The organism is Streptomyces sp. HSS9-12 (assembly GCF_054963655.1).
In genome coordinates this window covers 1-10,808 of the sequence record NZ_JBUEGC010000090.1, presented here as the reverse complement: position 1 = coordinate 10,808, position 10,808 = coordinate 1, and the positions used below count along the sequence as shown (strand labels likewise).

General features: G+C 70.0%; 10 protein-coding genes and 1 pseudogene. 6 read left to right on the top strand and 5 right to left on the bottom strand.

Going from position 1 to position 10,808, the window contains the following annotated elements; genetic code table 11:
• Positions 1-113: 113 nt before the first annotated feature.
• Positions 114-416 (top strand): GroES family chaperonin, encoded by a 303-nt coding sequence (locus ACY34J_RS28370; protein ID WP_462729502.1) that lies wholly within the window; start codon positions 114-116, stop codon positions 414-416.
• Between the two features lie 89 nt (positions 417-505).
• Here ACY34J_RS28370 and ACY34J_RS28365 read toward each other — a convergent pair whose 3' ends face one another.
• Positions 506-2,713, bottom strand: a complete 2,208-nt coding sequence (locus ACY34J_RS28365) for a transglycosylase domain-containing protein (RefSeq protein ID WP_462729494.1) — start codon at positions 2,711-2,713, stop codon at positions 506-508.
• A gap of 298 nt (positions 2,714-3,011) precedes the next feature.
• On the opposite strand from ACY34J_RS28365, the gene ACY34J_RS28360 reads away from it, so the two are divergent.
• From ACY34J_RS28360 to ACY34J_RS28350, 3 genes are read left to right on the top strand one after another with little or no spacing between them, the layout of a single operon-like run.
• Positions 3,012-3,812, top strand: coding sequence for an ABC transporter permease (locus ACY34J_RS28360; RefSeq protein ID WP_462729495.1), 801 nt, complete (start codon positions 3,012-3,014; stop codon positions 3,810-3,812).
• 49 nt (positions 3,813-3,861) lie between these two features.
• Positions 3,862-4,626 carry an ABC transporter permease gene (locus tag ACY34J_RS28355; RefSeq protein ID WP_462729503.1) on the top strand — a complete coding sequence of 255 codons (765 nt, stop codon included), beginning with the start codon at positions 3,862-3,864 and terminating at the stop codon, positions 4,624-4,626.
• Positions 4,627-4,631: 5 nt separating this feature from the next.
• A complete protein-coding gene (locus tag ACY34J_RS28350) occupies positions 4,632-5,597 on the top strand; it encodes an ABC transporter ATP-binding protein (RefSeq protein WP_462729496.1) in 966 nt (321 codons plus the stop codon).
• Positions 5,598-5,697: 100 nt separating this feature from the next.
• Here the strand turns inward: ACY34J_RS28350 and ACY34J_RS28345 are convergent, their stop codons facing one another.
• Entirely contained in the window at positions 5,698-7,005 is a 1,308-nt protein-coding gene (locus ACY34J_RS28345; RefSeq protein WP_462729497.1) for an SGNH/GDSL hydrolase family protein, read from the bottom strand.
• A 251-nt stretch (positions 7,006-7,256) separates the two neighbouring features.
• On the opposite strand from ACY34J_RS28345, the pseudogene ACY34J_RS28340 reads away from it, so the two are divergent.
• Positions 7,257-8,604, top strand: a pseudogene (locus tag ACY34J_RS28340) (DUF445 domain-containing protein).
• Positions 8,605-8,972: 368 nt separating this feature from the next.
• Positions 8,973-9,761: a hypothetical protein gene (locus tag ACY34J_RS28335; RefSeq protein WP_462729498.1), complete on the top strand. Its 789-nt coding sequence runs from the start codon at positions 8,973-8,975 to the stop codon at positions 9,759-9,761.
• 29 nt (positions 9,762-9,790) lie between these two features.
• Here ACY34J_RS28335 and ACY34J_RS28330 read toward each other — a convergent pair whose 3' ends face one another.
• From ACY34J_RS28330 to ACY34J_RS28320, 3 genes are all read right to left on the bottom strand, one after another.
• Positions 9,791-10,117 carry a hypothetical protein gene (locus tag ACY34J_RS28330; RefSeq protein ID WP_462729499.1) on the bottom strand — a complete coding sequence of 109 codons (327 nt, stop codon included), beginning with the start codon at positions 10,115-10,117 and terminating at the stop codon, positions 9,791-9,793.
• 81 nt (positions 10,118-10,198) lie between these two features.
• Positions 10,199-10,405, bottom strand: a complete 207-nt coding sequence (locus ACY34J_RS28325; protein WP_462729500.1) for a DUF397 domain-containing protein — start codon at positions 10,403-10,405, stop codon at positions 10,199-10,201.
• On the bottom strand, positions 10,405-10,808 hold a 404-nt coding region (locus ACY34J_RS28320; protein ID WP_462729501.1), incomplete at its 5' end, for a DUF5753 domain-containing protein. The genes ACY34J_RS28320 and ACY34J_RS28325, both read right to left, overlap by 1 nt.

Sequence of the window (10,808 nt, the reverse complement as noted above, 5' to 3'; positions counted from 1 at the left end):
CGGGTCGATCACCGTGCTGCGCTGATCTGCCACCCGTGGCCTCGGTTCCCCGGCTGGCCAGGTACGGTCGTTGCGTGAGCACGAACGCTACCCATGACAAGCTGCCCATCCGCATGCTGCACGACCGGGTACTGGTCCGCACCGACATCCCGGAGGGCGAACGCCGCTCGAGCGGCGGCATCGTCATTCCCGCGACCGCGGCCGTCGGCCGTCGGCTGGCCTGGGCCGAGGTGGTGGCTGTCGGGCAGAACGTCCGGACGGTGGAGCCGGGCGACCGGGTGCTGTTCGACCCGGAGGACCGGGCCGAGGTGGAGGTGCGCGGTGTCGCGTACGTCCTGATGCGTGAGCGGGATCTGCACGCGGTCGCGGCCGAGCGGCTGGAGGGCTCGCAGGACGCGACCGGGCTGTACCTGTGACCGCGCACGCGTAGCCAATACCGAACAGAGGGTGGTGACCATCGGTCACCACCCTCAGTCCTGGCTCGGGACGCCTCAGGCTCCCGCGGTCACGGAAGTCCCCAGCGGCGTGCGATGACGTCCTGCTCGTTCTGGGTGGTGATCGGTGAGCTCGGCACCTGTGTCGGCTGGGGCGGCACCTGCGTGGGAGGCGTGGTGGGTGGCCCGGACGCCGGCGGCCCGGACGTCGGCGGGGGCACGCTGCTCGGCGGCTGGTCGGACGGTGTGCCGGGCGTGGGCGGCTCCGAAGACTCCGGCTCTACGGGCGGGGGCGGCAGCTTGGCGCCCTCCGCCAAGTCCAGGTGGAACTTCTTGGCGGGGCTGCCGGCGAGGGCGGCGCGGGTGTACTGGGCCCAGATCTGTGCGGGGTAGCCGCCGCCGTTGAGGCGCGCCAGCCCCGTGGCGCCGTAGAGCGGCATCTGCTCGCCGGTGTCGGGGTCCTGTCCCATCACGGCGACGACCGTGGCCAGGTCGGGGGTGTAGCCGGCGAACCAGGCGGCCTTGTCCTCCTCCGCGGTGCCGGTCTTGCCGGCGGCGGGGCGGTGTGCGGAGCGGGCGGCGGTGGCGGTGCCCTTCCGCACCACGCTGCGCAGGACGAAGGTAGTCGTGTCGGCGGCTTCGCGCTCGACGACCTGCTTGTGGTTCTGCTGGGGGAGGCTGACGGACTCGCCGTTCTTGGTGATCTTCCCGACGAGTGCGTACGTGCCGCGCTTGCCGTGGTTGGCGAGGGTCGCGTAGGCCTCGGTCATGTCCAGGACGCTGGCGCCGACGACGCCGAGGGCGATGGACTGCCGGGCTTCCTGGAGGCCGGGGGCGTCCTGGGGAACGCCGAGGGCGACCGCGGTCTCCTTGATCCTGTCGGGCCCGACGTCCTCGGCCATCTGGGCGTAGACGGCGTTGACGGACTTGTCGGTGGCCGTGGTGACGGTGATCGGGCCGTAGTCGGCGTCGTCCTCGTTGGCGGGGGCGTAGCCGGTGGGGCCGATGTCCGACTCGACCATGTGCTTGTTGCTGCCGTCGTAGATGGTGTGCGGGGTGATCTTCCGGCCGTCCTGGGTGGTGGCGCCGGTCTCGAGTGCCGTGGTGAGGACGAAGGGCTTGAAAGTGGAGCCGACCTGGTAGTCGCGGCGGGTGGCGTTGTTGACGTACTGCTTGGTGTAGTCGATGCCGCCGTACATGGCGACGACTTCGCCGGTGGCGGGGTCGATGGAGGCGCCGCCGGCGCGGACGTAGCGGTCGACGGTGCGTGAGTCGCTGAGCCTGCTCATCAGCTGCTGGTGGACAGCGCCGGCGAGGGCCTGCTGTTTCTTCTTCTGGAGTGTGGTGGTGATGCGGTAGCCGCCGGCCTGGAGGGTTTTCTCGTCGATGATGTTGTTGCTGGTGAGGTAGGTGTTGACGGCTTCGACGAGGTAGCCGCGCTGGCCGGACATTCCGGTCGGTGTCTTGATCTTGCCGGGGACGGGGAAGCCCATGCCGGCGCGTTCGGAGGGGGAGAGCCAGCCTTCTTTGACCATGCCGTCGAGGACGTAGTTCCAGCGGGAGACGGCCCTGTCCTTGTTCTCGGGGTGGGCGCCGATGTCGTACGCACTGGGAGCGTTGAGGAGTGCCGCGAGGTAGGCGCCTTCGGCGGTGGTGAGTTTCTTGGCGTCCTTGTTGTAGTAGGCGTGGGCGGCGGCCTGGATGCCGTAGGCGTTGCGGCCGAAGTAACTGGTGTTCAGATAGCCGGTGAGGATCTCGTCCTTGCTCTGTTCGCGGTCGAGTTTGATCGCGATGAAGAACTCCTTCACCTTGCGCCGGACGGTCTGTTCCTGGCCGAGGTAGTAGTTCTTGACGTACTGCTGGGTGATGGTGGAGCCGGACTGTTTGCCCTTGCCGGTGAGGGTGTTCCAGCCGCCGCGGATCATGGCTTGGGGGTCGACCGCGGATTCGGAGTAGAAGCCGCGGTCTTCGGCGGAGAGTACGGCGTGCTGGACGGCTTTGGGGACCTGGGTGAGGGGGACGTTCTCGCGGTTGACCTCGCCGTCGCGGGCGAGGGTGGAGCCGTCGGCGTAGAGGTAGACGTTGCTCTGCTTGACGGCGGCGGCGTTGGCGGGCGGGATGCGCACCAGCAGATATCCGGCGACGAAGGCGCCGACGAGGAGCACCATGAGCAGCAGTGTGCCGCCGAGCACGGTCCGCCAGGTGGGGAGGAGGCGGCGCGGTCCGGTTCGCCGGGGGCGGCCTGTGCTCTCGTCGGTGTCGTACCGATCGTCACTCATATCTGTAGGGACTCCTCGGCCGCCGCCGAGGGTTGTGCCCCGGTGACGGTTGATGTGTGGGGAATTCGCGTTGTACGCCCCGTAAGAAACTGTTGCATCATGCGTCCCGTCCACGGTGGTTGGCGCGCTTCTGTGACGCCTTCGTGACAGGCCGAATGGCCGCCGCCCGTCACCCGTAGGCATGACCGCTTCGGTACGGGGCGATCCGGATAGCCCGAATCCGGTGGCGGCTGGTCATGTGCCCGGATTAGGCTCCTGCGCTCCGAGTCGGAGCGGGTGCGGGCGGGTGAGGGTTGGCATGCGGCTGTACGCGGCCGTGGCGGTGAGCGGTTTCCGGCGCCATGCGACGTACCGGGTGGCAACGGCGGCGGGGGTGTTCACCAACACCGTCTTCGGCTTCATCCTCACCTACACCTACAGCGCGCTGTGGGAGCAGAAGCCACACCTGGGCGGCTATGACCTGGCGCAGGCGCTGACGTATGTGTGGCTGGGTCAGGCGCTGCTGATGACCATGGCCATGTTGGGCGGTGGCTTCCAGGACGAGCTGATCGAGCGGATCCGTACGGGGGATGTGGCGATCGACCTGTACCGGCCGGCGGATCCGCAGTTGTGGTGGCTGGCCGCGGACTTGGGGCGGGCGGCCTTCCATCTGCTGGGACGCGGCATCGTGCCGATGCTGCTGGCCGCTGTGGTCTTCGACCTCGTACTGCCCGCGGATCCGCTGAGGTGGGCGGCTTTTCTGCTGTCGGTGATTCTTGGTGTGGTGGTCAGTTTCGCCATCCGGTATCTGGTGGTGCTGACCGCCTTCTGGCTGATGGACGGCAGCGGTGTCAGTCAGATCGCGGGTCTGAGCTGCATGTTCTTCTCCGGGATGCTGCTGCCGCTGACGGTCTTCCCGGGCCGGCTGGGCGAGTTGGCGCAGGCGCTGCCCTGGTCGTCGCTGCTGCAGGTGCCGGCGGATGTGTATCTGGGCAAGTACACGGGCGCGGGCCTGGTGGAGGCGTTCGCGTTTCAGGCGGGGTGGGCGGTGGTGCTGCTGGCGGCCGGGCGGGTGCTGCAGTCGGTGGCCACCCGGAAGGTGGTGGTCCAGGGTGGGTGAGGCGCGGCCGCTGGTGGCGGGGCTGCGGGCGTACGGCCTGATCGTCGCGATGTGGATGCGTTCGACGATGACGTACCGGGCGTCGTTCGCGATGACGGCTCTGGGCAACTTCACGGCGACCGGGCTCGACTTCATCGCGATCCTGCTGATGTTCTCGCACGTCACCACGCTGGGCGGGTTCACGCTGCCGGAGGTGGCGTTCCTGTACGGGACGGCCGGACTGGCCTTCGGGCTGGCCGATCTGACGTTCGGCAGCATGGACCGGCTGGGCCGGCGGGTACGGGACGGCACCCTGGACACGCTCCTCGTACGGCCCGTACCGGTGCTGGCGCAGGTCGCGGCCGACCGCTTCGCGCTGCGGCGGCTGGGCCGGATCAGCCAGGGGCTGCTGGTGCTGGGCTGGGCGCTGACGCGGCTGGAGGTGGACTGGACGCCGATGAAGGTGCTGATGCTGCCGATGATGCTGTTGAGCGGCGGGGCGATCTTCGCATCGGTGTTCGTGGCCGGGGCGGCCTTCCAGTTCTGGGCGCAGGACGCGTCGGAGGTGCAGAACTCCTTCACCTATGGCGGCGTGACCCTGCTGCAGTACCCGCCGACGCTGTTCGCCAAGGACCTGCTCCGGGGGGTGACGTTCGTGGTGCCGATCGCTTTCGTCAACTGGCTGCCGGGACTGCGGATCCTGAGCCGCGAGGATCCGCTGGGGCTGCCGGGATGGGTGGATTTCACGCCGCCGCTGGTGGCGGTGGTGTGCTGCGCGCTGGCGGGGGCGGCGTGGCGTACGGGGCTGCGGTCGTATCGGAGCACAGGGAGCTGAGGCCGATGGACGGATTCATCGAACTCGACGGGGTGGAGAAGGTCTTCGAGGTACGGCGGCGGGCGGGTCTGCTGCGCCGTGAGAAGCGCGAGGTGCGGGCGGTGGACGGCCTGACCTTCTCGGTGCCGCGGGGCGAGATGGTCGGCTACATCGGCCCGAACGGCGCCGGGAAGTCCACGACCATCAAGATGCTGACGGGGATTCTGGTGCCGAGCGGCGGCCGGCTGCGGGTGGCGGGCATCGACCCGGCGCGGGAGCGGACGCGGCTGGCGCGCCGGATCGGGGTGGTGTTCGGGCAGCGTACGACGCTGTGGTGGGATCTGCCGCTGCGCGATTCGTACGCCCTGGTGCAGCGGATGTACCGGATTCCGCAAGGCCGCTACCGCGCCAATCTGGAGCGCTGTGTGGAGCTGCTGGACCTGGGCGGTCTGCTGCAGGTGCCCGTACGGCAGCTGTCGCTGGGCCAGCGGATGCGTGGTGACATCGCGGCGGCGCTGCTGCACGACCCCGAGGTGCTGTATCTGGATGAGCCGACGATCGGGCTGGATGTGGTGAGCAAGGCGAAGGTGCGGGAGTTCCTGCGGGAGATCAATGCCGAGCGCGGCACGACGATCCTGCTGACGACCCATGACCTGACCGATATCGAGCAGCTGTGCAAGCGGGTGATGGTCATCGACCACGGGCGGCTGATGTACGACGGCGGGCTGGACGGGCTGCACGCCGTAGGTGAGAGCGAGCGGATGCTGGTGGTCGACCTGGAGCGGGAGCTGCCGCCGATCCGGGGGGTTCCGGGGGCGCGGACCGTACGGGTGGAGGGGCCGCGGCAGTGGCTGGCGTTTCCGGCGACGGGGAGCGCGGCGCCGTTGGTGGCGGCGCTGGCCGCCGAGTATCCGCTGGTGGATCTGTCGGTGCGGGAGCCGGCCATCGAGGATGTGATCGCGAAGATGTACGCGGACCGTTCAGTGCTGTAAGAGCGTTCGGGCGGTGCGAACAGGGCCGGCTGCGTAGGTCCCGGTGCGGAGCTGGAGGTCCGCGGGGGTCGGGATCATGGGAGTGAGCCTGGTCCGCTGGTCAGAGCCGTGCCGGGGCCGAGCCCTTCAGGTGCTCCAGGTTGAGGGCGTAGGCCATCGCGCGGTACCCCTGGTCGCTCGGGTGCAGATGGTCACCGGAGTCGTAGCGGGGCAGCAGCCGCCAGGGATGCGCCGGGTCGCGCAGGGCCTGGTCGAAGTCCACGACCTCGTCGAACACCCGGCCGGACCGTATCTCGGCGTTGACCTGTTCCCGTACGGCGTTGAGCTGGGGCGAGAAGCCGCGGTGGCCGCCGAAGGGCATCAGGGTGGCGCCGATGACGCGCAGCCCGCGCGCGTGGGACCGCTGCACCAGCTGCCGCAGCCCGTCGGCGATCTTGTCGGGGTCGGTGACGTGCGGGTACCGCAGTATGTCGTTGACGCCGAGAACGACGACGACGGCCTGCACGCCCGTACGGGACAGGACGTCGCGGTCCAGGCGGTTGAGCGCGCTGGGGTTGTTCGGCGGGAAGCGTCCGCCGTCGTTGAGGACGCGGTTGCCGCTGATGCCCTCGTTGAGTACGCCGTAGCGGGGTGCGCCGGGCTCGGTGCGCAGCCGCTCGGCCAGGTAGTCGGTCCACCGGCGGTTGGCGCCGGCGGTGGAGGTGATGCCGTCGGTGAGCGAGTCGCCGAGGACGACGACCGCGCCGCCGGAGTCCTGGGTCAGTACGTCGACGGCGCTGAGGTAGCGCCAGGACGGGCTCTGCTCGGTGTAGGCGGTTCCGGTCGGGTCCTCGGCGCGGTCGCCGCGCGCCAGGTAGGAGATCTGGCGGGCGTGCGGGTGGTAGGTGACCGGGCCCGAGGGGGTCGGTGAGTAGGTGGTGACCAGCAGATCGGCGGCAGCCGGAATGTTCACGCGGGCCGGGTCGCTGACGACCGACTGGCCGATGGGGATCGTCACATACGGGTTGCCCGCGAAGGTCAGCCGGCGCATGGTACCCGGCGCGGCCGTGGGGTTGCTGGGGGAGGCGGCGACGGCCAGCGATGCGTGGCTGATGGTCAGCGGGCGCGTTCCGAAGAGGTTGGACAGATGTATTCGGGCGCTGGTGCCGCCGATGCTGGTGTGGACGACATTGCGTATGGACCTGCCCGCATAGCCATCGGGGGTGAACGGCTCGGCGGCGGTCGGCGAGGTGGACCAGGTGCCGACCCAGTGCCCGGCGGAGGCGGGGGCGGCTGAGTTGCGCGGCTCGCCCGGGGTGGCGGGGAGAGCACCGTCCCTGCCGCCGAGTCCGACGAATATCACGACGGAGATGAGGACCACCACTGCCGCGAGCGCGGCGAGCAGGGCATAACCGTGTCGCTTGGTCATGCTCTGTGTCTCCTCGGGCAAGGGAACCCCCACGGTTCCGTTGGCAGGTGTGACGTCCGGTCGGCGGCGGCATCCGTGGCGCGGCCTGACGGGCCCATCATGATCGCATGATCCGGACTCCGCTCGGCCGGGGGCCGGATTCCCTCAGAGCTCGGTCCGTACCGGTGTAACAGACGCCAGGAACTCGCCGATCGTTCCCGGAGTCCGTAATGGACAATGCACAGGGGAAGATGCTGGAACGGGTGGAGCGGATGGATCGGACGAAGACGGACGAAGCTGGTACGGCCGGTCGGGTGAAGGCTGCCCACCCGGACGCCTCCCCATCCGGAGTGCCCCACGGCGCTTTCGTCGCCTACAGCGCCCTGGACGAGGAGAAGCGGCGCGGCGTACGGCGGATGAAGACGTTCGCGACCGGGCTGCTGCTGGCAGTGGCCCTGGTGTACTGGCTGGCCAAGGCGGGGCAGTCCGCCGGGGCCGGGCCCTGGAGCGGCTATGTGGCGGCCGCGGCGGAGGCCGGCATGGTCGGCGCACTGGCGGACTGGTTCGCGGTGACGGCGCTGTTCCGCCGGCCGATGGGCCTGCCCATCCCGCACACGGCGATCATCCCGACGAAGAAGGACACACTGGGCCGCACCCTGGGGGATTTCGTCGGTGAGAACTTTCTCTCATCCCAGGTGGTACGGATGCGGCTGCGGGCGGTGGGCATCAGCAGCCGGCTGGGTACCTGGCTGGCCGAGCCGGGCAACGCCGACCGGGTGACGGCCGAGCTCGCCACGGCCCTGCGGGGCGCCCTGCGGGTGATGCGGGACTCCGACGTCCAGGCGGTCGTCGGTGAGGCGATTACGCGGCGCGCGGACGCCCAGGAGATCGCGCCGGGCCTCGGCACGATGCTGGAGAAGATCGTCGCGGACGGCGGTCACCGCCGGATCGTCGACCTGGTGTGCGTACGGGCCCACGACTGGCTCGTACAGCACGGTGACGAGGGGGGTCACGGGCGGCGCGCCCGGCTGGACCCCGCGGTTCGTGGACCGCAAGGTCGCCGAGCGGGTTCACAAGGAGCTGCTGCGCTTCATGCGCGAGATGCGGGACGAACCGGACCACCCGGCGCGCGGGGCGATCGACCGCTTCCTGACGGACTTCGCCGAGGACCTGCGGTCGGATCCGGATACGCGGGCGCGCGTGGAGCGGCTGAAGACGGAGGTGCTGGGGCGGGGCGAGGTGCAGGAGACGATCGCGTCGGCGTGGGGCGCGGTGCGGAAGATGGTGGTGGCCGCGGCGGAGGACGAGCGCAGCGAGCTGCGCATCCGGGTGCGGGCGGGGCTGCTGTCGCTGGGGGCGCGGGTGGCGTCGGACGAGCGGCTGCGGGGGAAGGTGGACGGCTGGCTGGAGGACGCGGCGGTGCACGTGGTCACGACGTACCGGGACGAGATCACGTCGCTGATCACGGACACGGTGGCGAGCTGGGACGCGGAGCACACCTCCCGCAAGATCGAGGCCCACATCGGCCGCGACCTCCAGTTCATCCGGATCAACGGCACGGTGGTGGGCGCTCTGGCGGGCCTGCTGATCTACACGGTGACGCAGGGGCTGGGGGTGTAGGGGAGTGGGGCCCTCGGGGCCGGGGGAGCGTCCGAGGACGTGGTCCGGGGGCGCGGGCTTTGTGTGTGAGGGGTTGCGTTGCAGGCGCCGGATGACACACGAAATGATGAGGATCGCCCACGAGTTGCTGGTATGCAGCCGCCCCAGGGCAGTGGGCCCGTATGCCGACACCAACCAATGCGGATCTCTCCGCCCTCGCCCGCCTCGCTCGCCGGCAGCGCAACCTGGCCACGACACGACAACTTGCGGCCGTAGGGCTGCACAGGAGCAGTGTCAACCGACGCTGCGCACCGGGCGGTCCATGGCAACGCCTTCTGCCGCGGGTGTACTTGATGCAGACGGGCTTACCCGATCCGCACCAGCGGACGTTGGCCGCTGTTCTGTACGCCGCGGACGGCACGGCCGATCCGCTGTCGGGAACGACGGCTGTGGTCACGGGCCGGTCGGCCCTGGCGCTCTACCGGGTACGGACCGCGCTCGAGCATGAGCGTGGCGGCATGGTGGACGTCCTGGTCGGCGCGGGGCGCGGGCTTCCGAACGCGGACTACGTGCGAGTGACGCGTACGCGCCGCTGGCCGCGGACGGCTCGTGTCGACGGCATCCCGGCCGTCCGCCCGGCACGCGCCGCCGCGGACTGTGCAGCCCGTACGGCGGACGGCGAGGTGACACGGGCCGTGCTCGCGAGCGTCGTGCAGGCGGGCCGGTGCCGCCCCGATCAGTTGCTGGACGAGCTGCGCGCCGGCCGGCTGCTGCGTCGGCCCGTGGTCCGGGCGGCTGCCGAGGAACTGGTAGCGGGCGTCCGCTCGATCGCCGAGGGCCAGGCGCGGGACACCGTACGAGCAGCCGGCCTACCGGATCCGCTGTGGAACCCGTCCCTCTACACCCCAGCCGGTGAGTTTCTGGCCCGGCCCGATGCGTACTGGCCGTGTGCGGCCCTGGCATTGGAGATCGACTCGGTCGAGCACCACTTCGCGCGTGAGGCCTGGCAGGCCACGATGGCGCGCCGCAACGTCTTGGAGTCGCACGGGGTGCAGGTCCTGTCGGCGACGCCGGTGATGATCCGGGAGGACCCGGCGCCCCTGATCTTGGCAATCCGGCGCGCACTGGCAGGGAGAATGGGCGCGCAGCTGCCGGATATCCGGGTCGTCCCGGCGTGACGGAGCTGGCCGCCGCTGCGGCTCTCGCTTCAGGCCGGCGCGGTCCAACTACGCGCGCGTCGGTCGGCGGCGGCCCAGGACGCGAGCGCAACGGCACCCGCCACGGTGAAGACGGACGGCCAGGCGCCGATCTTCTTCGCCAGCGGGTGCGACCCGGCGAACGCGGCGACGTACAGCCCGCTCAGCGCAGCCGCCGTCCGGCGGCCGGCCTTCTGCTGCCAGTCCCGTGCGGCGACGGTCCCGGCCGCGGCGAGCGCGACCCCACCGAGCGGCCGCTTCTTGGTCCACCGCGCTACGCCGTACCCACCGACGAGCCCACTGGCGGCCACCAGAGAACTCGGAATCCGCCCAGCCATCGCGACAACCTCCACATCGAGGGACATCAGGGACTTTGACCCTAACCGCCATCCCTGGGTCGTACGACCCAGGGATGGCGGTCATATCTCCCGGTCCCGCACGGCCGCGACGAACGCGGCCCACGCCTCGCGGGGGAAGAGCAGGACGGGACCGCCGGGGTCCTTGGAGTCCCGCACGGCGGTGCCGTCCGCCAGGAAGGCGGCCTCAACGCACTCGGTGTTGCCGGCCCCGCTGTGCGAGGACTTGAACCAGGCGTCGCTCGGTATGGCCGGGGATCCTGCGTGCATCACATCTCCTTGCGGACGCGTTCGATCAAGGCGGAGGAGTCCTCCATGTCCAACGCTTGTGCGCGAAGGTAGTCGAACGCAAGCCGGTATCGCTCCAGTTCCTCTACCTTCTCCATGAAAAGGGAGCCGACGTGAATGTCGACGTAGACGACATCGAGGGTGGGCTCCGCCCCGCCGAGGATCACGAAGCTACCCATCGCGGCGGAGTGGGCCCCCTTGGCGAACGGCAGGACTTGCAGCGTGACGTTCGGGGACTCGTTGGCCTCCAGCAGCCGGCCGAGCTGTTCCCGCATCACCTCGCGTGAGCCCACTACACGGCGGATCACCGACTCGTCGAGGATGGCCCACAGATGCGGTGGCTTGGGGCGGCTGAGGATCTCCTGCCGCTTCATGCGGATATCCA

Bases quoted from the DNA above. Each gene is read 5' to 3' on its own strand.
- ACY34J_RS28370 (WP_462729502.1), top strand. From the start codon at position 114: ATGCTGCACGACCGGGTACTGGTCCGCACCGACATCCCGGAGGGCGAA.
- ACY34J_RS28365 (WP_462729494.1), bottom strand. From the start codon at position 2,713: ATGAGTGACGATCGGTACGACACCGACGAGAGCACAGGCCGCCCCCGG.
- ACY34J_RS28330 (WP_462729499.1), bottom strand. From the start codon at position 10,117: ATGGCTGGGCGGATTCCGAGTTCTCTGGTGGCCGCCAGTGGGCTCGTC.
- ACY34J_RS28360 (WP_462729495.1), top strand. From the start codon at position 3,012: ATGCGGCTGTACGCGGCCGTGGCGGTGAGCGGTTTCCGGCGCCATGCG.
- ACY34J_RS28325 (WP_462729500.1), bottom strand. From the start codon at position 10,405: ATGCACGCAGGATCCCCGGCCATACCGAGCGACGCCTGGTTCAAGTCC.
- ACY34J_RS28345 (WP_462729497.1), bottom strand. From the start codon at position 7,005: ATGACCAAGCGACACGGTTATGCCCTGCTCGCCGCGCTCGCGGCAGTG.
- ACY34J_RS28355 (WP_462729503.1), top strand. From the start codon at position 3,862: ATGTGGATGCGTTCGACGATGACGTACCGGGCGTCGTTCGCGATGACG.
- ACY34J_RS28350 (WP_462729496.1), top strand. From the start codon at position 4,632: ATGGACGGATTCATCGAACTCGACGGGGTGGAGAAGGTCTTCGAGGTA.